This is a genomic window from Limnobaculum xujianqingii (genome assembly GCF_013394855.1).
GTDB classification, from domain to species: domain Bacteria; phylum Pseudomonadota; class Gammaproteobacteria; order Enterobacterales; family Enterobacteriaceae; genus Limnobaculum; species Limnobaculum xujianqingii.
In genome coordinates this window covers 1,527,464-1,549,989 of sequence record NZ_JABMLK010000001.1, presented here as the reverse complement: position 1 = coordinate 1,549,989, position 22,526 = coordinate 1,527,464, and the positions used below count along the sequence as shown (strand labels likewise).

Annotated in this window: 20 protein-coding genes and 6 tRNA genes; 15 read left to right on the top strand and 11 right to left on the bottom strand. The window is 40.4% G+C overall.

The genetic code is table 11. From position 1 onward, the window contains the following. The first annotated feature begins 42 nt into the window (after positions 1-42). Genes GOL65_RS07070 through GOL65_RS07050 form a run of 5 tightly spaced genes read left to right on the top strand, consistent with a single transcriptional unit; the run spans position 43 to position 4,520 of the window. Positions 43-1,326 (top strand): hypothetical protein, encoded by a 1,284-nt coding sequence (locus tag GOL65_RS07070; RefSeq protein ID WP_228723066.1) that lies wholly within the window; start codon positions 43-45, stop codon positions 1,324-1,326. Beyond that, positions 1,316-2,152: a glycosyltransferase gene (locus tag GOL65_RS07065; RefSeq protein WP_140919902.1), complete on the top strand. Its 837-nt coding sequence runs from the start codon at positions 1,316-1,318 to the stop codon at positions 2,150-2,152. The genes GOL65_RS07070 and GOL65_RS07065 overlap by 11 nt, the downstream gene beginning before the upstream one ends. A 4-nt stretch (positions 2,153-2,156) precedes the next feature. Then, positions 2,157-3,170: a glycosyltransferase gene (locus GOL65_RS07060; protein ID WP_140919901.1), complete on the top strand. Its 1,014-nt coding sequence runs from the start codon at positions 2,157-2,159 to the stop codon at positions 3,168-3,170. Then, positions 3,167-3,925: a glycosyltransferase gene (locus tag GOL65_RS07055; RefSeq protein ID WP_140919900.1), complete on the top strand. Its 759-nt coding sequence runs from the start codon at positions 3,167-3,169 to the stop codon at positions 3,923-3,925. Before GOL65_RS07060 ends, GOL65_RS07055 begins: the two co-directional genes overlap by 4 nt. A gap of 34 nt (positions 3,926-3,959) precedes the next feature. Then, a complete protein-coding gene (locus GOL65_RS07050; protein WP_228723065.1) occupies positions 3,960-4,520 on the top strand; it encodes an acyltransferase in 561 nt (186 codons plus the stop codon). A 265-nt stretch (positions 4,521-4,785) separates the two neighbouring features. Here the strand turns inward: GOL65_RS07050 and cysZ are convergent, their stop codons facing one another. Beyond that, positions 4,786-5,544, bottom strand: a complete 759-nt coding sequence (gene cysZ / locus GOL65_RS07045) for a sulfate transporter CysZ (RefSeq protein ID WP_140919899.1) — start codon at positions 5,542-5,544, stop codon at positions 4,786-4,788. A gap of 217 nt (positions 5,545-5,761) precedes the next feature. On the opposite strand from cysZ, the gene zipA reads away from it, so the two are divergent. The 3 genes from zipA (at position 5,762) to GOL65_RS07030 (ending at position 9,016) form a co-directional block, all read left to right on the top strand. Beyond that, a complete protein-coding gene (gene zipA, locus GOL65_RS07040; RefSeq protein ID WP_140919898.1) occupies positions 5,762-6,664 on the top strand; it encodes a cell division protein ZipA in 903 nt (300 codons plus the stop codon). A gap of 90 nt (positions 6,665-6,754) precedes the next feature. After that, positions 6,755-8,776, top strand: coding sequence for an NAD-dependent DNA ligase LigA (gene ligA / locus GOL65_RS07035; RefSeq protein ID WP_140919897.1), 2,022 nt, complete (start codon positions 6,755-6,757; stop codon positions 8,774-8,776). 24 nt (positions 8,777-8,800) lie between these two features. Next, the gene (locus tag GOL65_RS07030; RefSeq protein WP_140919896.1) at positions 8,801-9,016 is read left to right on the top strand and encodes a DUF3820 family protein; all 216 of its coding nucleotides are present in this window, start codon (positions 8,801-8,803) and stop codon (positions 9,014-9,016) included. Positions 9,017-9,115: 99 nt separating this feature from the next. Here the strand turns inward: GOL65_RS07030 and GOL65_RS07025 are convergent. The 5 genes from GOL65_RS07025 to GOL65_RS07005 all read right to left on the bottom strand — a co-directional run bounded on the left by GOL65_RS07025 (position 9,116) and on the right by GOL65_RS07005 (position 9,680). After that, positions 9,116-9,202 (bottom strand) — tRNA-Leu (locus GOL65_RS07025). A gap of 69 nt (positions 9,203-9,271) precedes the next feature. Further along, a tRNA-Lys gene (locus GOL65_RS07020) sits at positions 9,272-9,347 on the bottom strand. A gap of 6 nt (positions 9,348-9,353) precedes the next feature. Next, a tRNA-Val gene (locus GOL65_RS07015) sits at positions 9,354-9,429 on the bottom strand. Between the two features lie 49 nt (positions 9,430-9,478). After that, positions 9,479-9,554: transfer RNA gene (locus tag GOL65_RS07010), tRNA-Val, on the bottom strand. A gap of 50 nt (positions 9,555-9,604) precedes the next feature. Beyond that, positions 9,605-9,680, bottom strand: a tRNA-Val gene (locus GOL65_RS07005). 247 nt (positions 9,681-9,927) lie between these two features. Here GOL65_RS07005 and gltX point away from each other — a divergent pair. Together gltX and GOL65_RS06995 are read left to right on the top strand one after the other, a co-directional pair. Then, complete coding sequence (gene gltX / locus GOL65_RS07000; protein WP_140920063.1) at positions 9,928-11,343, top strand: glutamate--tRNA ligase; 1,416 nt, start codon at positions 9,928-9,930, stop codon at positions 11,341-11,343. 212 nt (positions 11,344-11,555) lie between these two features. Then, a tRNA-Ala gene (locus GOL65_RS06995) sits at positions 11,556-11,631 on the top strand. An 82-nt stretch (positions 11,632-11,713) separates the two neighbouring features. Here the strand turns inward: GOL65_RS06995 and GOL65_RS06990 are convergent. Then, entirely contained in the window at positions 11,714-12,691 is a 978-nt protein-coding gene (locus tag GOL65_RS06990) for an isoaspartyl peptidase/L-asparaginase family protein (protein WP_140919895.1), read from the bottom strand. A gap of 675 nt (positions 12,692-13,366) precedes the next feature. Here GOL65_RS06990 and GOL65_RS06985 point away from each other — a divergent pair. Further along, positions 13,367-14,596, top strand: a complete 1,230-nt coding sequence (locus GOL65_RS06985) for an Nramp family divalent metal transporter (RefSeq protein ID WP_140919894.1) — start codon at positions 13,367-13,369, stop codon at positions 14,594-14,596. A 53-nt stretch (positions 14,597-14,649) separates the two neighbouring features. On the opposite strand, the gene mgrA is transcribed toward GOL65_RS06985, so the two are convergent. The 4 genes from mgrA to pagP all read right to left on the bottom strand — a co-directional run bounded on the left by mgrA (position 14,650) and on the right by pagP (position 18,803). After that, on the bottom strand, positions 14,650-15,642 hold the full coding sequence (gene mgrA, locus GOL65_RS06980) for an L-glyceraldehyde 3-phosphate reductase (RefSeq protein ID WP_140919893.1): 993 nt from the start codon (positions 15,640-15,642) through the stop codon (positions 14,650-14,652). Between the two features lie 82 nt (positions 15,643-15,724). Next, complete coding sequence (locus GOL65_RS06975; protein ID WP_140919892.1) at positions 15,725-16,762, bottom strand: NADP-dependent oxidoreductase; 1,038 nt, start codon at positions 16,760-16,762, stop codon at positions 15,725-15,727. Positions 16,763-16,967: 205 nt separating this feature from the next. Then, positions 16,968-18,077, bottom strand: a complete 1,110-nt coding sequence (gene chaA, locus GOL65_RS06970) for a sodium-potassium/proton antiporter ChaA (protein WP_140919891.1) — start codon at positions 18,075-18,077, stop codon at positions 16,968-16,970. Positions 18,078-18,248: 171 nt separating this feature from the next. Next, complete coding sequence (gene pagP / locus GOL65_RS06965) at positions 18,249-18,803, bottom strand: lipid IV(A) palmitoyltransferase PagP (protein WP_407657496.1); 555 nt, start codon at positions 18,801-18,803, stop codon at positions 18,249-18,251. 382 nt (positions 18,804-19,185) lie between these two features. On the opposite strand from pagP, the gene yqaB reads away from it, so the two are divergent. The 4 genes from yqaB to luxS all read left to right on the top strand — a co-directional run bounded on the left by yqaB (position 19,186) and on the right by luxS (position 22,482). Beyond that, positions 19,186-19,752, top strand: coding sequence for a fructose-1-phosphate/6-phosphogluconate phosphatase (gene yqaB / locus GOL65_RS06960; protein ID WP_130592874.1), 567 nt, complete (start codon positions 19,186-19,188; stop codon positions 19,750-19,752). Beyond that, complete coding sequence (locus GOL65_RS06955; protein ID WP_140919889.1) at positions 19,749-20,177, top strand: YqaA family protein; 429 nt, start codon at positions 19,749-19,751, stop codon at positions 20,175-20,177. Before yqaB ends, GOL65_RS06955 begins: the two co-directional genes overlap by 4 nt. Before the next feature lie 72 nt (positions 20,178-20,249). Then, positions 20,250-21,812 (top strand): glutamate--cysteine ligase, encoded by a 1,563-nt coding sequence (gene gshA, locus GOL65_RS06950; RefSeq protein WP_140919888.1) that lies wholly within the window; start codon positions 20,250-20,252, stop codon positions 21,810-21,812. Between the two features lie 154 nt (positions 21,813-21,966). Next, positions 21,967-22,482, top strand: coding sequence for an S-ribosylhomocysteine lyase (gene luxS / locus GOL65_RS06945; RefSeq protein ID WP_140919887.1), 516 nt, complete (start codon positions 21,967-21,969; stop codon positions 22,480-22,482). Positions 22,483-22,526: the final 44 nt, after the last annotated feature.

Genomic DNA, 22,526 nt, shown 5'->3' with positions numbered 1-22,526 from the left:
ATATCTTGTAGGGTATGTATATATGTATGAGATGATGATTTTATGAATGCATTTAGTTGTTTTAGTAAGTTTTTCCTAAATGTAATTGTCCTTTTTAGCTTATTTTCTGGCAGCTATATAATAAGTGGAATTAAAGTTTACCCCCCACTAATTATTGCATTTTTAGGATTTTCAACATGCATATTCAAATATAAAATACCTAATACTCTTCGTAATGAAATTATATTCATCACAGTATTATTAATAATGTGTTTGGTTTCTTTTTTTGTTGGCCAAAATACTGATTCATTATTTATCATATTACGCTATGTACTTAAGGCTTTAATTATACCTTTGGGTTGTTGTTTATTTATTCGTAATATTGCATTGAAAATATCTAAGGAGAATTTTCAAACTTATCAGGGTTTGTTAATTAAAGCAGTATTATTTTCTTTATTTATACAGTTGCTAGTTATAATTGCACAGTTATCATTACCTTCATTTCGTACTTTATTTAATTCAATTATAGACTTAACTAATGAATGGAAGATTTTAGCTGAACAGGGACATTTTAGAGCTACGGGATTGGCAGGGTTATCTATATATGACACATCAATTTGTTATGGACTTATATATTTTATGTTTTCAAATTGGTGTCTATCTCTTAAGTATAGGGATAATGTTAAATTTGTAATTGTGACTTCTTTGTTGGCTGCCCTTTCGCTAATTGCAGGAAGAAGTGGTTTTATTTTGGTTTTTTCGGTTTTCATATTGCTATTTAGTATTTCAAAAAGAAAGTTATTCTATCTTTTTTGCTTAATTAGTTGCATGTTTATTTCTGTTGCTTTGTTGACTGCTGTTTTAGGCGTAGATAAATTTAATGTCTTTTTAAGGTTTGTATTTGAGCCTATCTATAACTTTATTGAAAATGGAACTCTTGAAACGGCTTCTACAAATGAATTATTTGATAGCTATCTCTTTATACCATGGAATGTACCAGTATTTATAGGAACTGGATTTTGGGCACAACCTGGATTAAGTGAGCAATATAATTTTTTATATAGCACTGATTCTGGAATACTTCTTAATTTCATTGCTTTTGGAATTTGTGGGTTGTTATTTGTTTTTGTATATGCAACCCATTTTATTACAAGTTATTTTAGATATCTGAAAGTAGAAAATAAAATTCAACTGTATGCTTTTTGCTTTTTATTTATAGGGTTGATTTTTAGTTTTGTATTAAAAGGACCAGTGTTTTTTTCTGAAAGGATAATGATGGCATTTTTCATTTGGCTTATATATAACTCATCAATAATATCGAAAGAATTAATTATATATGAAAATTAGTATTCTTGTTGTAATTTATAATGAAAATATTCTCTATACTGAAACATATAAATCATTAGTTACATCATTCTCGATTGTGGAAAAAACAAAAATAAATTATGATGTAATTTTTTGGGATAATAGCGAAAAAAATTTTAATAGCGATAATGTTGATTTGGTTATTGCTGATTTTGAACGATTAAATGTTAATGTCCAGTATATTAATACACCAGAAAACGTTGCGTTATCAGCATTGTATAACAAGACTCTCAGTAATATTAAGGGAGGTAGTGATTATGTTATTTTGCTTGATCAAGATTCAGAGTTTGATATTGCTTATTTTTCTGAGCTTGAGCAAGTTATAACGGAGTTTTCGCCTGATATCATTCTACCAATTATTTATTATCATTCTAAAGTTGTAAGTCCTACACGTATATTTTTTGTCAAAGGTTCATATTTCGATGTGCCACCTTATGGATTTACTCGATTAGATATTTCGGCTATTAATAGTGGAATGATTATTTGCCTTGATTTTGTGGTAAGAACTGATTTTTCATATAATCCAAGTATAAGAAATTATTGTACTGATGACGATATTATGCGTCACGCCAGGCGTTATTTAGGAAAGATGTATGTTATGAAATACAGTTTTAATCACCATTTGACATTATCAACATTGAATGAAAACTCCGAAAAATTAAGGCTAAGATATAAAGAGATGATCAAATCAAAAACGATAGTTTTTGGGGATACAGTTTTTAAGAAATTAATGGTTACTTCATATTTCGTAATCCACAGATTTTATATGGCTTTGAAATATAGGGATTGGAAATATTTATGGGGGTAGTGAGGTGACGAAAATATATTTTTCAATTCCTAGGTTTGCTTTATCTGGAGGGAACTTAGTAAGTTTAGAATTAGCGCGACACCTTTCATCTCATACAATAGATGTTTATTGTTGCTCTGGCTTTAGTATTCTTCATGTCAACGATGTTAAATTGGTTAAGCCAACCAGAGGTATTTTAAATTCTTTAGCGAATATAACAGCATTTTTTTTACTTTCTTTGCATGCATTATTTTTGAAAAATTATGTTGCCACACATCATTTAACATCAGTATTTAATTTTATTAAAAAATCCAAGTATGCTTTGATTCAAGATATTGAGGTTGATTTTTATCCTAATCGTTTAAAATGGCTAGGCCGTTTTTTTTGGAAGAATTATCTGACTGCGAAAAATGTCATTGTAACGAATCAGACTCTAGCGGATTTGTTACAAATAAGTACACCTGTTATAGGTTTCCCTTATATAGCTGAAGCTTTTAAATATGACAGGGATACAAATAGCAAGTTTCACTATGATGTTGTGGCAATTATACGTGATGGGGAATATAAAAATCCCAAAAAGACGCTTGAGGTTATGCGTTTGTTATATGCTCAAGGAGTTAATGTTCTGGCAATTAATGCATCAAGACAAGATGAGAAATTTAATTTCATCATCAGAAACCAATCAAGAAGTGAATTCTTTTCTTTGTTGATGCAATCAAAAATATTTATATGTTTATCTAAATGGGAAGGGTTGGGCTTGCCAAATCTTGAAGCTTATGTAGCTGGTAATTATGTTATTTCTACTGCTATTCCATCGGCATTATTTTTACAGAAATTAGATTCTGATTGTATAAGTATTGTTGACTATGATTGTGATGAAAATGAGATTTCTACTATTATTTTTAATCAACTTAGCAATATAAGTATACTTGGGTCTGAAAACTCTGGGGATTTAAATATTAGAGAGCTAACTTTAAAGAGTGAGCATGAGTTGTGGCTAAAATATGCCAAAGATATAATTAAAGGTGCAATAACGTGAATGTAGTAATCTCTGTTGTATCACATAACCATTTTGCTGTGATAAAAAGACTACAATGCTTGCCAAAATTAGCTAAATTATTTACTGTTTATGTTATAGATAATGTAGCCGAGTCAGGGTTAAATGAGTGGTGTGACGAGAATAAAATAAACTATCTTTCAAATAAAGAAAAGTATGGTTTTGGACAGAATAATAATATCGTTTTCAATCATTATTTTCAAAGGGATCTCAATGATGATGACTGGTTTCTTGTTTTAAATCCAGATGTAAGTATTGAGCCATCAGTTATTTCCTCACTAATAAATAATATGACCAAAAACACTCATTGTTTTGCAGCAATTAATCTCTTTAAAGATTTTAATTATATTAACCATGATAATTCTATAAGGCATTACCCTAGTTTATTTGATTTTATCAGTTCATATATCTTTGGTATCAATAAAACAATTATTGATAAAAATAAAGTTACAGAACCAATTAAAGTTGATTGGGCTTCAGGTTCTTTTATGATGTTTAGAGCTACATTATTTAAGTTATTAAATGGCTTTGATGAAAAATATTTTATGTATTGTGAGGATATTGATATTTGTTATAGAGCTTATAAAATATATGGAAAAGAGCTTATATACTATCCTCAATATCAAGCAGTCCACTTGGCTGCGCATTCAAATAGAAAATTATTGTCTAAAAGTTTTATTTGGCATGTTAAAAGTATAGTTAGGTTTTTAATTTTAAAAAATAAGTATCATCATTAATGATAGGTTGCTATCGAATTAGGAGGTAATACTAGTGCATAACGAGCGACCACTTATTCTTTTTATTAGAATGTTATGGTATCCATATAGAAGAATTAGAAATCTTTTTTATCAAAAAGCGTTTAATACTAAAAAATTGTGTGTTGGTGATAATTCTATATTACGTGGAACACAAAATATTTTCATTGGATATAATGTTAATTTGGGTAATCAAACTTGGATTGATGCTATTAATAGTGGAGAGATCAGAATTGGCAATAATGTTTCATTTAGTCAAAATGTACATGTGGCATCTGTATGTAAAGTAATCATTGGTGATGGCTGCCTTATTGGAAGTGATGTTTTAATCACTGATCATGACCATTCATTTGATCACAATGAGTTAAGTGTACTGCCAAAAGAAAGACCCTTAATTGTTAAAGGAGAAACTATTTTAGGGAAGAATATTTGGTTAGGTGATAATGCGAAAATTTTATCAGGAGTTAATCTTGGTGATAATGTCATTGTAGCAGCTAATTCAGTTGTAACAAAATCCTTTCCTACAAATACTGTACTTGCTGGAGCTCCAGCAAAAATTATTCGACACATACCCTAATCTGAATCTTTGAAATAATTATCTAAGGGTGAGTACTTTATATATAAGTATTGATACGATATTTTTATCCCTATCTATTTTTAACTAATTAAATATATTGTGAATTTAGCTTCTTTCTTTTCTTAAAGGAGATGTTTAACATAAAGTTAATTGTTATTAAAATATATAGTTGTTTATATAAAAATGGTTTGAATCGTAAAATTGAACGAATGCATTTAAAGTATTCTTTATTGTTGTATGATTAATTATCAAAATTATTATTTTTTCATTCCCCAATCAGTCTCCCCCGATACCTCTCCACCCACATCGCCGTCGCACCACACACGGCAACCGGCATAATAAACAGATTAAGAAACGGTATCATGGTAAACAGACTGACGACTGCGCCGAACTGTATGTTTCGAACTTTTTCCTGGCTCAGTGTTAGTTTCATATCTTTAAAACTGACTTTGTGGTTATCGAAAGGGTAGTCGTTGTACTGGATCGAAAGCATCCAGGCGCTGAACAGAAACCACAGAACAGGAAATATCGTTTGGCCAACACCTGGAATGAAATAAAGGATCAGCAGCAGCAGAGCCCGAGGCAGGTAATAGACCAGTTTTAGCCATTCGCGCTTCATGATGCGCGGAATATCTTTAATAATGCTGGTATCAGGTAATGGTTTTCCTGTTAGTTTTGCTTCAAGTTTTTCTGCCAGCAGTCCATTAAATGGCGCAGCAATCCAGTTTGCTATGGTACTAAAGATATAACCAAAAATTAGCAGAATTGTGATCACTGCCACAGGCCAAAGCAAATAACTTAACCATTGTAGCCAGCTTGGAACATAACTCATAATAGAGGGGATCCACTCACCTAACTGATTGTATAACCACCAGAATGCCCCACCGATTAGCAATATATTGATTAACAGCGGGAGAATGACAAAGCGTTTGATACCGGGAAGAGTAACAAGCTTAAAGCCTTGTGTGATATAGTAAAAGCCACTTTTAACGGTTTGGCCATATTGATCAGATTGTATTGTCATGCATTAAAAGTTCCAGTTATAAACGCAAATCAGGTTATCATATTCTATGATAAATACATTGCGAACTTTGTGAAGACCAAAAAGTAAGCAAGAAAGTAAAAAAACGTATTTATCGATAATAAAATCAAGCACGGGCTTGCACTTGGATACGCGGACAAATAGATTAGTAGGGTAAATGTTTGCCGCGGTGGCATGTATTAGAAGAGCAGAGATAGCGATGATGCAGAATTTGCGTCTAGTATTGATAGTTGTTGGAGCTATAGCAATTTTAGCGTTGTTAATTCACGGTTTATGGATCAGCCGTAAGGAACGCTCGTCAATTTTTCGGGACAAACCACTAAAGCGTGGGATAACACAGGAAAACTCTAAACCTTTCGATTCTTTGGAAGAAGGGGTTGGAGAAGTTCGTGTGCGCCCAGTTTCAGTATCTCGAGCCGATCCTTTATCTGCCCAAGAACCGGTTGTGGATAATGACCCATTACCAGAGTTCTCATTGGTATCTAATGAGTTAAAACAGTCAGAGCCTGAATTAGGACTGGAACCTGAAGATGATGAGGTTTCACCAATTCAGATGTCTTTTGATGATGTTTTGGCTTTCCCTGAAGAATCTAAAGCGGCAGAGTCAGAAGCCGTTGAGGTTACAGCTGCTTCGGAGCAGGTACAGGAAGAGACTAAAGCCCAGTTAACAGATAAACCACAGGAACTGGTTATTGTATTGCATGTTTCTGCATTAAATGGCGGTAGTATCGTTGGAGATGTACTGCTACAAAGTATTTTGCATGCAGGATTTAAGTTTGGCGCTATGGGTATATTCCATCGCCATGTGGATCCTGCAGGAAGTGGTCCTGTATTGTTTAGTCTGGCTAACATGGTTAAACCTGGTTCATTTGATCCGGAAAACATGGCTGATTTTTCAACGCCGGGTATTTCGATGTTTATGATGGTGCCATCTTATGGTAATGCTCATCAAAACTTTAAGCTGATGCTTCAGTCAGCACAACGCATTGCTGACGATGTTGGTGGCGTAGTTTTGGATGATGCCCGTCATATGATAACTCCGCAAAAGCTTGAAACGTATAAAGCCCAAATCAGAGAAGTACTTGAGAATACATCCAAGTAATAATAATGAATAAGGCTGTTATTTAATTGTCTGTTTATTCAATAAAACCCCCGCCTGTCGGGGTTTTTTTATCACTATCGGTGAATGATTATGGAATCCCTTAAGCAACGTTTAATTGAACTCTGCGAACAACTGCGTCATCACGAATATCTGTACCATGTTCTTGATGCTCCAGAAATTCCTGATGCTGAGTACGATCGTCTGATGCGCGAACTGCGTGATATTGAGACTGCCCATCCTGAGTGGATAACCGATGATTCACCTACTCAAAGAGTTGGTGCCGCACCTTTGTCTGCGTTTGAGCAGGTTACCCATGAAGTTCCCATGTTATCGCTGGATAACGTATTTGATGAACAAAGTTACTTAGCTTTTGATAAACGCTTACACGATCGTTTAAAGAGTGATGAAGAGATAACGTTTTGCTGTGAGCTGAAGCTGGATGGCCTGGCTGTCAGTTTATTGTATGAGGATGGCCGACTGGTGCAGGGCGCTACTCGGGGAGATGGTACTACCGGAGAAAATATTACCTCAAATGTGCGGACGATTGGAGCTATTCCTTTACGCCTGACCGGGGAGAATATTCCACGTCGCCTTGAAGTTCGGGGGGAGGTCTTTATGCCACAGTCTGGTTTTGAACAACTAAATGAGCATGCCCGACGTAACCATGAAAAGGTATTTGCTAACCCGCGTAATGCGGCAGCAGGCTCTTTGCGGCAATTGGATCCAAGAATCACTGCTAAAAGACCACTGACTTTCTTTTGTTATGGTGTAGGACTGATTGATGGTGGAGAGCTTCCAGATAGTCACTGGGAGCGTTTGATGCAGTTTAAGCGTTGGGGATTACCTGTTAGCGATCGTATTCGATTATGTAAAGGTAGCCAGCAGGTATTAGATTTTTATCATCAGGTTCAGGAACAGCGTCCTAACCTTGGTTTTGATATTGATGGTGTTGTTATTAAGGTGGATGATTTAGCTCTGCAGGAAGAATTGGGTTTTGTAGCTAAAGCACCTCGTTGGGCAACGGCATTTAAATTTCCGGCTCAGGAACAGATGACGGTATTACGTGATGTCGAATTTCAGGTTGGGCGTACCGGTGCAATAACTCCGGTTGCTCGTCTGGAACCGGTTACCGTTGCTGGCGTTACGGTTAGCAATGCCACTTTGCATAACGCCGATGAAATTGCGCGTTTAGGGCTCTGTATTGGCGATACAGTGGTGATTCGTCGCGCAGGTGATGTTATTCCTCAGGTTGTGGGCGTTATCGCCTCAGAGCGCCCCTCAGACGCAAAAGAAATCGTTTTTCCAACCGAATGTCCGGTATGTGGCTCAAGTGTTGAAAAAATAGAGGGTGAAGCAGTAGCTCGTTGTAGTGGTGGTTTGGTTTGTGCTGCGCAAAGAAAAGAGGCTCTGAAGCATTTTGTCTCTCGTCGGGCAATGGATGTGGAAGGGATGGGGGACAAGATCATTGAGCAATTAGTGGATAAAGAGTATGTCCATACGCCAGCTGATCTATACCGCTTGTCGATTGGTATTCTGAGTCGCCTTGAGCGTATGGGGCCAAAGTCAGCACTGAATCTGGTTGAAGCGCTGGATAAATCAAAAAATACTACTTTTGCTCGTTTTCTGTTTGCTTTAGGTATTCGCGAAGTAGGGGAAACTACGGCAGCTAATCTTGCCAACCATTTTGGTTCTCTTGAGGCGTTGCAAGCTGCGGATATGGATACGCTTAAAACTGTACAGGACGTAGGGGAGGTTGTGGCAAAGCACACGTTCAATTTCCTGCGTGAAGAGCATAATCAAAAAATTATTAATGAGCTAACTGGTCCTGAAATTGCAATCCACTGGCCGGCACCTGTTGTGATTGTTGCTGAAGAGATTGACAGCCCTTTTGCCGGTAAAACAGTAGTGCTTACTGGTTCACTTAGTCAAATGTCCCGGGATGATGCTAAAGCCAGGTTGATTGCTTTAGGTGCGAAAGTTAGCGGAAGCGTATCGAAAAAAACGGATATGGTTATTGCCGGTGAAGCCGCAGGTTCAAAATTGGCTAAGGCTCAAGAGTTAGATATTCCGGTGATCGATGAGGCAGAGATGATTCGCTTACTTGGCGAATAAGCTAATAAACAGGATATTAGTGAAATGATAGAAAAAGAACATTTGCTTCAGATTGCCAACACGCCAATGCCGTTTGGTAAATATAAAGGCAGAATGTTGGTGGATTTACCTGACGAGTATCTATTATGGTTTGCGAAAAAAGGTTTTCCTGCAGGCTCATTAGGACAACTGATGGAACTGACATTAGCATTAAAGATAGAAGGGTTAGATAGTGTTATCCGGCCATTAAAACGAGTATAGGGTTATTTAGAGTCTGATTTATTCAGGCTCTTTTTTTATACTTTTGATATGAAATTGCTAAAAGAAGCGGAAGATAAACAGGAATAACTGAAATTGAAATGGTGCCCGGGGCGAGACTTGAACTCGCACGGCGTTGCCGCCGAGGGATTTTAAATCCCTTGTGTCTACCGATTCCACCACCCGGGCCATACTGGAAGTTTATATAAAAAAAGCGCTCTTAGCGCCATTTCTAACTTGTTATAAACTGTCCATAATTGGTGGGTCGTGCAGGATTCGAACCTGCGACCAATTGATTAAAAGTCAACTGCTCTACCGACTGAGCTAACGACCCAATTAATGGTGGGTGATGACGGGCTCGAACCGCCGACCCCCTCCGTGTAAAGGAGGTGCTCTACCAACTGAGCTAATCACCCAAACTACATACTGCTATTTTACTGCGCTTCTACTACACCACATAAATTATGGTGGGTGATGACGGGCTCGAACCGCCGACCCCCTCCGTGTAAAGGAGGTGCTCTACCAACTGAGCTAATCACCCAAAACTACATGCTGTTATTTTTACTACGCTTTTACTGCATTACACAAGAATGGTGGGTGATGACGGGCTCGAACCGCCGACCCCCTCCGTGTAAAGGAGGTGCTCTACCAACTGAGCTAATCACCCTTCTCGTGTGGAGGTGCATTATAGGGAACCGTCCAACTGAGTCAATGATTTTTTGAATGAAACTGACTGTTCGTCGTAATTTTAGACAGTATAGTAAATACTTTTTAAATTTATCTCTGTTTTCAGTGCTGCTTGAACATTGAGGATTCAGCATGGAGTGATAGAATGTGCCCCACTATAGCGAAAGACAGATATCAAATTACTCTTTGCTGATTAAATCTTGCAACAAGGCTAACGCTCAATGTCCATGAAAATAAAAACACGTTTTGCTCCAAGTCCAACCGGTGATTTACACGTCGGTGGTGCCCGTACCGCGCTTTATTCCTGGCTGTTTTCACGTCATTTTGGCGGTGAGTTTGTCTTACGAATTGAAGATACTGACCTGGAACGCTCAACCCAAAAAGCAATAGATGCGATTATGGATGGTATGAACTGGTTAGGTATTGATTGGGATGAAGGTCCTTATTTTCAGACCAAGCGTTTTGACCGCTACAATGCGGTTATTGATGAAATGTTAACTGCGGGTACTGCTTATAAGTGTTATTGCTCTAAAGAGCGTCTGGAAGCATTACGTGAAGAGCAAATGGCTCGCGGTGAAAAAGCGCGTTATGACGGCCATTGTCGCCATGACCAGTGTAATCATGCTGATAATGAACCTCATGTGGTGCGTTTTTTGAACCCACAGGAAGGCTCAGTTATTTTTGATGACAAAATCCGTGGCCCGATTGAAATCAGCAACCAGGAGCTGGACGATTTAATTATCCGTCGTACCGATGGCGCTCCAACCTATAACTTCTGTGTAGTGGTTGATGATTGGGATATGGAAATTACTCATGTCATTCGTGGGGAAGACCATATTAATAATACACCTCGCCAAATTAATATTCTGAAAGCTCTGGGTGCGCCTATTCCTGAATATGCGCATGTTTCGATGATTCTGGGTGATGATGGACAAAAGCTGTCTAAACGCAATGGCGCTGCCAGTGTGATGCAATATCGTGATGCGGGTTATTTACCAGAGGCGCTGCTGAACTATCTGGTTCGTCTGGGCTGGTCTCATGGCGATCAGGAAATTTTTAGCGTTGACGAAATGAAACAACTGTTTACTCTGGATGCTGTTAGCAAATCAGCCAGCGCATTTAATACTGAAAAGTTACAGTGGTTAAACCATCATTATATTAATCATTTGCCGCCAGAGTATGTTGCTGTTCATTTATCATGGCATATTCATGAGCAAGGTTTTAATACTCAAAATGGTCCGCAGTTAGTAGAAATAGTGCAACTGTTGGGGGAGCGCTGTAAGACCCTGAAGGAAATGGCTGAGTCTTGTCGCTATTTTTATGAAGAGTTTGATGAGTTTGATGCTGATGCAGCGAAGAAACATCTGCGTCCGGTAGCTAAAGAGCCTCTGGATTTGGTTCGGATTAAGTTAAGTGCGATTAGTGACTGGACCGTCGAAAATGTGCATCATGCAATTGAAAGCACTGCTACTGAACTGGAAGTAGGGATGGGTAAAGTTGGTATGCCGTTGCGTGTTGCGGTAACCGGATGCGGTCAGTCTCCGGCAGTTGATGCAACTGTTCATGCGGTTGGAAAATCTCGCAGTCTGGCCCGTATTGATCGCGCACTGGCATTTATTGCTGAGCGTGAAGCTCAACAATAATCAACCTATTAAAAATTTATTGGATTGATAACGAAAGTCGGGTTGTAAAAGGCCTGACTTTTTGTATTTTTCTGTCTATAAATTCACAGCTTTGTTCTCTTTTTCAGCATTCAGACTGATTCTGTAAATTAGCCGTTGACAGACCTCCCCGATGTTTCATATTATGCGCCCGTCCTGATGATGTTACCAGATACACATCATATGATATATATGGGGTTATAGCTCAGCTGGGAGAGCGCTTGCATGGCATGCAAGAGGTCGGCGGTTCGATCCCGCCTAGCTCCACCAAATTCGAAAAAGCCGACTGTAAAGTCGGCTTTTTTACGTTTTAATAAAAAAATAGAAGTAGTTCGAATCCCCACACCACCCACTAATCCCGATAAATATTCACATACACCGCGTGCCCCACGCGACCGATACCTCGATACATTCCTTCACTATTAAACGGAGTAACCACGTTTCCTTTTGAGTCGATGGCAATTAAGCCGCCGCGTCCATTGATTGCGGGCAATTTTTCCATGACCACTCTGTTAGTTGCTTGTTCTAATGACATTCCTGCGTATTCCATCATGGCAGAAACGTCATAGGCAGCAACGGTTCTCATAAACATTTCGCCGGTGCCGGTAGTGGATACTGCGACAGTGCTGTTATTGGCATAACAACCAGCACCGATAAGAGGTGAATCACCGACTCTGCCAACCTGTTTATTGGTCATGCCACCGGTAGAGGTTGCTGCCGCCAGGTTGCCATGGATATCGATAGCAACCGCTCCTACAGTGCCGAATTTTTTATCTGGATCGATAGGTTCACTTTGTGGCTTTTGTGCTGCCTGAGTAGCGCCATCGTGATCCAGTACGGCACCACTTTGTTCTCTTAGGGCGCGTTGGAGTTGCTCATAACGGGCTTCAGTGAAGTAGTATTCAGGCTCTACAAATTCAATTCCCTGAGTTTTGGCAAATGCTTCAGCGCCATCACCAATAAACAATACGTGGCTGCTATGTTCCATTACGGCTCGAGCCGCCAGAATTGGGTTACGTATATGAGACACACCGGCAACGCCACCAGCATTTAGCGTGGCGCCATCCATAATTGATGCATCCAGCTCATTCGTTCCTGCATGGGTGAAAACAGCGCCTTTTCCTGCATTGAACAGAGGATTTTCTTCCAGTAATCGCACAGCTTCCGTTACTGCATCAAGAGCGCTGCCTCCGGCGGCAAGAATGGTTTGACCGGCGGTTACTATCTCAGAGAGTGCCTGACGAAATTCCTGCTCTTTTTCTGCGGTCATTGCTGTTCTGGTGATAGCGCCAGCGCCGCCATGGATGGCTATTACGGGAGTGAGTGTCATAGTAGTATTCAGTCCGCTGTTTAAAGGGGTTAAGACTAATTTGTCATCATATTTGTGGTTGAACAAATTTTGATGGTTAATTTTTCATTATTCGGAATATGAGCAACTAAATATCAGTGTTTCTCGACTATAAGTTTTTTGATTACCGTACGTAAAGTGAAAAATTGTCTGGAAGAGGCGAATATTCCTGATTAATTGTCAGTGGATATGACATTGATTGGCAATTCACTTTATTTAATCAAAAATAATTATTTTGATGATTTGATTAAAGAAAGTTGGTGAGATCTCATCTTATTTATATTCATTTAATTCAAATGGTTAATTCTCTATTTTTAATATTATTCTTTTATGGAATGAGTAATGGTTTTCTTACTGCTATAGGATATAAATGACCGTTAGTACTTTTATCCTGAGCCTAATGCATGATTGTTATTACTTAATGTCATTATTGTTACTAATGGTTTCTTAAATGTTGTATTTATGAGGTGGGCTGTAGTTTACTGTATTATAATGACCGTAATATTTACGTTGATTTAGGTAATACAACTTCGGCTTTTGATGCGAAATATTATCTGGCTGTTTAATTGCGCCTATCTGAACGATAAGCGTAATTAAGTTGATATTTGAATGAGAATCATTATCATTTGATTGTGTGGTGATTCGGAGAATATATCCATGTCAGATTCAGGTGCCATAGTTCAATCAGGTAAAGTATCGAGAAAGATCAGGCTTGCTCTGATGGGACCTGCTTTTATTGCAGCCATTGGCTATATCGATCCCGGTAACTTTGCGACCAACATTCAGGCTGGTTCAGCTTTTGGCTACCAGCTGCTTTGGGTTGTTGTCTGGGCCAATATCATGGCAATGGTAGTACAGCTTTTTTCTGCCAAGCTGGGAATTGCGACTAATAAAAATCTGGCAGAACATATTCGCGATCGATTTCCACGTCCAATTGTCTGGTTTTATTGGGTTCAGGCTGAGTTGGTTGCAATAGCAACAGATTTGGCTGAATTCATTGGTGCGGCAATTGGGTTTAAGTTATTGCTGGGCGTAAGTTTGCTTAATGGTGCAGTGATAACTGGTATTTGTACCTTTCTAATCTTAATGTTACAGAGTAAAGGGGACAAACCTTTAGAACGGATAATTGGCGCTTTTCTGTTGTTTGTTGCCGGAGCCTATATCATTGAGCTGGTGTTTTCGGCACCTGATGTTACCGAACTCACCACCGGTATGCTAATACCCGGATTACCAAATAATGAGGCTGTATTTCTGGCTGCGGGCGTATTAGGTGCGACTATCATGCCGCATGTCATTTATCTGCATTCTGCATTGACGCAAAATTCTAAAGGCACTCGGGAAGAGCGCTATTCCGCCACAAAATGGGATGTTGCCGTGGCGATGACTATTGCTGGTTTCGTTAACTTATCGATGATGGCAATGGCAGCAGCAGTATTTCATTTTCATGGACAAACGGGAATTACTGAACTTGATCAGGCTTATGTCACATTAGAACCTCTGCTGGGTAAGTTTGCTGCAGTGACTTTTGGCCTTAGTCTGGTGGCCGCTGGGCTGTCTTCTACCGTTGTCGGAACTATGGCCGGACAGGTTGTTATGCAGGGTTTTATTCACTTCAGGATACCGCTTTGGCTGCGCCGCGCAGTGACGATGCTGCCATCGTTTGTTGTGATTATGAGCGGTATGGATGCGACCCGTATACTAATTGTTAGCCAGGTATTTCTCAGCTTTGGTATTGCTCTGGCGCTGATTCCATTATTGAGTTTTACCGGGAATCGAGAACTTATGGGTGATTTGGTTAATAGTACATTGATGCAAAATATTGGTCGGGCAATTGTCGGACTGGTCGTCAGCTTGAATATCTATTTGTTAATCAGTTTCTTCTTATAGCCGATAACCGCCACGGTAAAAGCACCCAATAGCGGTTATCTGAGCTAACAATCTTATTTGGCCAGAATAGTTTCTATCTCATTGAGTTCCTGTTGGCTAAACGTCAGGTTATTCAATGCAGCCACTGCATCTTCGATTTGGCTGACTTTACTGGCACCAATTAACGCAGAAGTTACTCTTCCTTCCCGTAACACCCATGCCAGAGCCATTTGAACCAGTTTTTGTCCACGACGCTGAGCGATTTCATTCAACTGACGAATTTGAGTTACCCGAGCTTCTGTTAACTGATCGCTGGTGAGGAAAGGACTGTCACTGGCGATACGAGAACCTTCCGGAATACCCGACAGATAGCGATCGGTTAACAGGCCTCCTGCCAGTGGTGAGAAGGCAATTGAACCAACACCTTCTTCTTGTAAAACATCCTGTAATCCATTTTCAATCCAGCGTTCAAACATTGAGTACTTGGGTTGATGGATAAGACAAGGTGTTCCCAGTGTATTCAGAATACGAATAGCCTCTTTGGCTTTATCCGCCGGATAGTTGGAAAGTCCAACGTACAGCGCCTTACCCTGACGAACAATTAAGTCGAGTGCTGACATGGTTTCTTCCAGCGGCGTATCAGGGTCAGGACGGTGGTGATAAAAAATATCAACATAGTCGAGCCCCATACGCTTCAGGCTTTGATCAAGGCTGGAGACCAGATACTTTTTAGAGCCAAAATCACCATAAGGACCAGGCCACATGGTATATCCGGCTTTAGAGGAGATAATCATTTCATCGCGGTAGTGCTGGAAATCTTGCTTCAGAATACGCCCGAAATTGATCTCTGCGGAACCGGGAGGAGGGCCATAGTTATTTGCTAAATCGAAATGGGTAATACCCGCATCAAAAGCCGTGCGGATCATTTCACGACTGTTTTCATACAGGGTAACATCACCAAAATTATGCCAAAGGCCAAGCGATATTTTAGGCAGCTGTATTCCGCTGCGGCCACAACGAGCATATTGCATCGAGTCATACCGTTGTGGATTGACAAAGTGGGACATTCATATCTCCTTAGAAAGGTGCACCCAAGTAGCAGGTGTACCAAATAATAAAATTGAATAGATCAGTGTTGAACTGTGACAATTAGTTCTCATTGCCTAGCTGAATAACTAATTTTCCGAAATTCTCGCCTTTTAACAGGCCGATAAAGGCTTCAGGTGCGTTTTCCAACCCCTGAACCAGATGTTCCCGATATTTGATTTTGCCTTCAGATACCCATTGCCCCATTTGCTGGATAAATTCGCCAAAATGGTGGGCATAGTCATTAAAAATAATGAATCCCTGCATACGAATTCTTTTTTTCAAAATAATACTTTCCAGCAGGCTGAGTCGGTCAGGGCCATCTGGCAGGGCAGTGGCGTTGTATTGTGAAATGATGCCGCAAACAGGAATACGGGCGCGCGGGTTTAGTAATGGAAGAACTGCATCAAACACTTTGCCTCCTACATTTTCATAGTAGATATCAATTCCCTGAGGGCAAGTGTTGGCTAACTGTTGGGCTAAATCCGGCTGATAATGGTCGAGACATACATCAAATCCCAATGTTTCTACTGCATAACGGCATTTTTCAGCGCCGCCAGCAATACCGACTACCCGACATCCTTTCAGTTTAGCTATCTGACCTACGGTACCACCCACCGGGCCTGTTGCGGCGGCTACTACCAACGTTTCTCCAGCTTTGGGTTGACCAATGTCCAGAAGCCCCATGTAGGCGGTAAATCCTGGCATTCCAAGAATACCTAATGCATAAGAAGGGTGAGGAATAACACTATCCAGTTTGATAATGCCTTGACCATCACTCACCGTATAATCTTGCCAACCGGCCTGGCCTACTACCCAGTCACCAACCTGAAATTCAGGATGGTTGGATTGCACTACTTTACTAACGGTACCACCAACAATAACATCATTTATCTCCATTGGAGGAGAATAGGATGGAGCATCACTCATACGCCTGCGCACATAAGGGTCGAGGGAAAGATAAACATTGCGCAGTAGTACTTCACCCACACCTGGAACAGCAATAGGTTGCTGTTCCAGACGAAAATCATTCGGAGTAGGGGCACCATAAGGGCGAGAGGCAAGAACAATACGACGGTTGATATTTGGACTTTGACTCATAATGGCTTCCTTCATTAATACTGATAAGGGGAAACTGAGCTTTATTCGCGTAACACAAAGTACCTCTAATCATGGTCAATAAACAGCGTTTGTGTTTATCTAATTGAGTGAAAAAATGAAAAGCCAGACAGGAGAAGGGAAGACAGAGCAACAGAAATAAAAACGCCACTGAAATTTAGTGGCGTTTTTTAGTGAGAGGTGAGAGTTATCCCATCATCAGGACTAACAGATAAGCAACAAATATGGCCAGATGAGCCGCTCCGTTTAGCACATTGGTTCTGCCGGTTGCAAATGAACTCTGACAAAGCAGCAATACGGTAATAAGTAATACAGCATTGGAGGTCGACAGGCCAAAGACCAAATGTTGACCAGTGATCATCGCAATAATTACGACGGCTGGTACCGTAAGGGAAATCGTTGCCAATACAGAGCCAAAGAACAGATTCATAGCTCGCTGTACCTGATTATTCATTACCGCTTTCAAAGCCCCCAGACCTTCCGGTGAAAGAATTAATAATGCGATCAGAAAGCCGGTAAATTGTGGTGGTGCATGTAACTCGGTTAATAAATACTCCAGCGATCCGGCATTGATTTTTGTAACGGCGATAACAGCAACCAGATGAACGACTAACCAGCATGCATGCCAGGCATTACCATGAGCAGAGGGCTTTCCATGATGATCGTCCGGGCCATCACCTTCATCTTCGTGTTCATATATAAACAGATTTTGGTGAGTTTTAGTTTGTATAGTCAGAAACACGATATACATTGCGGCAGACAGCAGGGCGATAATTAAAAGTTGGCCAGAGCTAAAGGTTCCACTGCCAAAGGTCGCGGGTAAGACCAGAACGATAATTGCTAATGGCAATAACGCGGTCAAATATTGTTTGATACCGGCCAAATTAACGTGTTGAGTTGCAAACTTACGGCCACCCAATAACAAAGATATCCCTACCAGCCCACTCATGACTATCATAATGACAGAATATAGCGTATCCCTCATTAGCGTTGGCCCAGTATCACCGGTAACCATCAGCGCAGAAATCAGGCTGACTTCCAGTATTACCACAGCCAGACTCAGGATCAGTGAACCATAGGGTTCTCCTAATCTGTGAGCCAGTACGTCAGCATGACGAACCACACTAAAAGCTGCACCCAGAATCGTAACCAGTGCAAGAAGGTTAATTAAGACAGTAATCAGAAGGTTAGTATTGTGCTGCATAAAGAGCAGTACAGGAATGGTAATCATAGTCAGAATGAGTGAATACTCTTTATGACGAGTTTTGCCCGAAGGATGATGTTGTGCTTGATCCATAAATTCTCTCTGTGGCTAAGGGTATAATCAGGCGATAAAGTGAAGTTCTACTGTTATTACATCCAGAATAGATGTTAATAGAACTTTAGTCACAGGGCTTAAATAATCAGGCCGGACGTTAACCTGCCTGAGAAAAAGGGTTAACGTTACCGACTCTGAGAAAGCTCTCAGCTAGAACTGCCAGCGAGCCCAGGTAAATAAGACGTTACCGTTGTTATAGGTACCAGGAATATAGGTGTTTTGAATAGCAAACTGTTTATATTCTATTGAGAATAGCGGCAGTGGTAATGGGATTGGAATATAGGAATAGTCGTGGCGTGCAGTAATTGCTGCAGTGAAACCCAATCCTAAGCGCCAGTCTCGGTCTTTACCAAAATACCAGTTTTTCTGATAGCCATAACCAGCAATTGGTTGAAATTGATTATGTGAATCCTGAAATTCCATTGCGTAAATAGAATGCCAGTTTCCTTCATTGTCGAATCGCGATACGCCATAGCCAACCCCCCAAGGTCTCTCGTTATAAGAGTCGGTTTTATCTTTGTCATACATGGCTCGGTTATGCCAGGTATTCAGAGGCACATAGAGGTCACGGGTAGGGGAATTCCAGGTTTGTTTAACATTGCTCTTAATGGTTTCCCAAATACCGTCATCTGCCGATTCTTCTGCGACGGCATTGAAAGACAAACTGAATAACAGAGCTGATGTAATGATAACGGCTTTCATAATTTAAGAGTTACTTTCCAGTATATGTATATGTCCCTATTCTGCGCGTTCCCAAATAAAAAAACGTTGCGCATAGAATTTGTTTTGGCATGGAGCCTTGGCTATGAACCGTCGGTTATTATAGTAAAATCAAGTATAGAATTCACTATAAACGCGCTATTTATGTGGCTTAGTTGTTACAACGTGTTGTTCTGGATAGATAATGTTTTCGTGAAAATAGTCATTTTCTTGCTTGATATTGATAATTAACCTTAATAAATATATGGGTTTATATTGTGTTACATAATCTGCTAACCAGTTAACTCAATCAGCGACATTAATTAGCTTTTAAGTTAAAGTAGCCGAATAGTTTGTTATCTGTTACCTAAATATTGAGGGGTCTGTTATGTATGACCGCTATCAGGGGTTGATCTTTGACATGGATGGCACCTTGCTGGATACCGAAGAAGGGCATCGAAAAGCCTGGAATGAAGTGCTGGCAAAATATGGTATGGAACTGGATTTAGAAAAAGTTATCGCTCTGAATGGTTCACCTTCCTGGAAGATTGCCGAGTTTGTTATCAACAGCTATCAGGTTGATATGGACCCTTATAAATTAGCGCAGGAAAAATTCGATATTGTCGAAGAGATGGTATTGGATATGGTTAAACCATTGCCAATTGTTGAAGTGGTTAAATCTTATCGTGGAAAACGCCCAATGGCAGTGGGTACAGGTAGTATGCATGGCTTTGCAGAAAGGCTGTTGCAACACGTTGGGCTAAAAGATTATTTTACGGCGATTGTTGGTGCCGATGATGTACAACATCATAAACCGGCACCGGATACTTTCTTACTCTGTGCGCAGTTAATGAAAGTAACTCCTGATTCTTGCATCGTGTTTGAAGATGCACCATTTGGCCTTCAGGCAGCTAAAGCTGCTGGTATGGACGCCGTGGATGTTCGTTATTTGTGAGTGATGCATTATCGCTATCAGCGCTCTTTAGCAGCAGTTTTTTGAGTGCGACTATACTGCCGGGCAATTCAGAAGTGGTATTTGCCACTTTGCTAACCACAGTAAATACAGCTCCGTGGTTATTGCTGGTAGTGGCGATTATAGGGAATACGCTAGGAGGGCTGACGAATGTCATCATTGGCCGAATAGCGCCAGTACCTAAACATCACCCTCGATTAGAATTGGCTATGAAATGGCTACAACGTTATGGTTCGCCAGCGTTGTTATTAAGTTGGTTGCCCGTAATGGGTGATTTATTGTGTCTGCTGGCCGGGTGGTTACGTTTACCCTGGTGGTCGGTGACTTTTTTTATGCTGTTAGGGAAATCGCTGCGCTACTTGCTTGTGATGGCTATTACTCTAAAAGGCATCTCTTTTTTTAGCTAACAAAAGAGAAAAGTACTGATATGAATCTTCGGTTTCGGCAGGTTGTATGAACATTGATTACGGGAGGTCGAATTGATCCCGGACGTATCGAAAGCGCTATCCTGGCTGGAAGCGCACCCTCAGGCTTTAAATGGTATTCAACGTGGTATTGAACGTGAGACCCTCCGCATAACTTCAGATGGCCATCTGGCGACGACTCCGCACCCTAAATCATTGGGTTCGGCGTTGACTCATCGCTGGATAACAACAGACTTTGCTGAGGCATTGCTCGAGTTCATTACGCCGGTGGATGGAAATGTCGATCATCTGCTGGCTTTCCTGCGTGATATTCACCGCCACGTGAGTCGTGATTTGGGTTCTGAACTGATGTGGCCATTAAGTATGCCGTGCTTTATCAGTTCAGAAGACAAAATTGAGTTAGCTCAGTACGGTACTTCAAACGTCGGCCGTTTTAAGACCCTGTATCGTGAGGGGTTAAAGAATCGCTACGGTGCGTTAATGCAGACCATTTCAGGTGTTCATTACAACTTCTCTCTGCCATTAGAATTCTGGCAAGCACGAGAAGGAATAACGGATGCTGAAAGTGGTAAAGAGAAAATTTCGGAAGGATACTTCCGTCTGATTCGTAACTATTATCGCTATGGCTGGGTGATCCCTTATCTGTTTGGTGCTTCTCCTGCACTTTGCTCCTCTTTTATTAAAGGCCGTGAAAACAAAATGCCTTTTGAAAAGCTGAAAAGCGGGGCCTGTTATTTGCCTTATGCAACTTCATTACGTATGAGCGATCTGGGTTATACCAATACGGCACAAAGCAATCTTGGTATCACCTTTAACAATCTGACCACTTATGTGGAAGGATTGAAAAAAGCCATTTCTATTCCAGCTGAACAGTTTAAACATTTGGATGAGAAGAGTAATGGTCATTACCAACAGATCAACAGTAATGTTTTGCAAATAGAAAATGAATTCTATGCACCAATCCGGCCAAAACGCGTTACGCGCAAAGGCGAATCACCATCTGATGCATTATTGCGTGGTGGTGTGGAATATATTGAAGTCAGAGCGCTGGATATCAACCCGTTCTCACCAATAGGTATTGATGCCGATCAGGCTCGTTTCCTCGATCTGTTCCTGATTTGGTGTACGCTGGCGGATGCGCCAGAAATGAGTAGTGAAGAACTTCAGTGTACTCGCCATAACTGGAATCGGGTTATTCTGGAAGGGCGTAAACCAGGGCAGACTATTGGTATTGGTTGTGATACGGCTCGTCAGCCGCTGGAAGTGGTTGGTAAATCGTTGTTTGCTGATTTATTACGGGTTGCTGAAGTGCTGGATGGCTCAAACAAAAATTCGCAATATCAGGATGTATGCAATAAATTAATATCAGCGTTTGAAGATCCTGAACTGACCTTCTCTGGCAGAATGCTACAGGCCATCAAAGATGTTGGTATTGGCAGTTTTGGTCTGGCGTTGGCAGAACAATATCGTCAGATGTTGCAATCAGAACCGTTAAGTGTATTAACCGAAGACGCGATGGAGTCTGAACGCGTCGCTTCTCTCCGTCGTCAGCAAGAGATGGAACAGCGGGATACGATGAGCTTTGATGAATATCTGGCTGAACAAAACCAGCGTTAATTGGATAAAAGAAAGGCCACATATCTAGTGGCCTTATAAACATCTCTAAAGAGGGATGATGATAACGAGTGTTCTTGTACTTATTAGGACTCACGTTTTCGAGAAAGGTTTCCTGTTTAAGTAAAAAAAATTATTTTTTTATAAGGTGACGAAAATGCCATTGTTAGATAGTTTTACCGTTGACCATACCCGCATGGCTGCGCCCGCTGTCCGGGTTGCAAAAACAATGCAAACACCTCATGGGGATACCATCACAGTGTTTGATTTACGTTTCTGTCGCCCGAATATGGAAATTCTGCCAGAGAAAGGTATCCATACGCTGGAGCATCTGTTTGCCGGATTTATGCGCGACCATCTGAACGGTAACGGCGTTGAGATTATCGATATTTCTCCAATGGGGTGCCGTACCGGATTCTATATGAGTCTGATTGGTCAACCAGAAGAAGGACGGGTAGCTAAAGCATGGGAAGATGCAATGGCTGATATTCTTAAAGTGCAGGATCAAAATAAGATCCCTGAACTGAATGAATTTCAGTGTGGTACCTATGAAATGCACTCATTGAAAGAAGCCCATGATATTGCCCGCCACATTATTGATAGCGGCATTCGGGTGAACCACAACGATGAACTGGCATTACCGGCAGAAAAATTATCTGAGTTACATTTGTAATTTAGTTATCTGCAGTTATGTCGTTAAGCTGTTAAAAAACAAAA